Annotated in this window: 1 protein-coding gene and 1 pseudogene; both read left to right on the top strand. The window is 64.3% G+C overall.

The window, feature by feature from the left end; genetic code table 11:
• The coding region (locus ACYP33_RS26170) for an efflux RND transporter permease subunit (RefSeq protein WP_459624482.1) at positions 1 to 544 on the top strand (544 nt) is incomplete at its 5' end.
• A pseudogene (locus ACYP33_RS26165) lies at positions 544 to 814 on the top strand (multidrug transporter); the annotation flags it as partial. The gene ACYP33_RS26170 and the pseudogene ACYP33_RS26165, both read left to right, overlap by 1 nt.

The raw sequence follows: 814 nt of genomic DNA, 5'->3' as shown, positions 1-814 counted from the left end.
GGTGGTGTTCCTGTGTCTGGCGGCGCTGTACGAAAGCTGGTCGATCCCGTTCTCGGTGATCATGGTGGTGCCGCTCGGCGTGATCGGCGCACTGCTGGCGGCCACGCTGCGCGGCCTCGAGAACGACGTGTTCTTCCAGGTCGGCTTGTTGACCACGGTGGGGCTGTCGGCGAAGAACGCGATTCTGATCGTGGAGTTCGCGCGTGAATTGCAGCTCAGCGAGAAGATGGGGCCGGTCGAGGCGGCGCTGGAAGCGGCGCGGCTGCGGCTGCGTCCGATTCTGATGACGTCGCTGGCGTTCATTCTCGGCGTGCTGCCGCTCGCGATCAGCAACGGCGCGGGTTCGGCCAGCCAGCACGCGATCGGTACGGGCGTGATCGGCGGGATGGTGACCGCGACCTTCCTCGCGATCTTCATGATCCCGATGTTCTTCGTGAAGGTGCGTTCGATCTTCGGTGGTGAAAAGGAAGATCCGGACGAGGCACTGCGTCTCGCGCAGGAGCACGCGCATCGCACGCAAGAAGGCGGCAACCAGGAACATTGATGACCATGCGAAAAATCGTTTTGACGGCTATGACGTTTGCGCTCGTCGCTTCGGGCTGCACGATGGCGCCGCATTACAAGCGTCCGGATGCGCCCGTGTCGAGCTCGTTCCCGTCCGACGGCGTCTACGCGACGCAGCCGGGCGCGAGCGACGCACGCAGCGCCCAAGACCAGGCGGCGCCGGACATCGGCTGGCGCAACTTCTTCGCCGATCCGCGCTTGCAGCAACTGATCGAATTGGCGCTGAAGAACAACCGCGACCTGCGTGTCT

It is taken from the genome of Burkholderia sp. 3C (assembly GCF_054589155.1).
The sequence above is the reverse complement of the archived record's forward strand: the minus strand, read 5'-3'. Positions and strand labels throughout refer to the sequence as shown.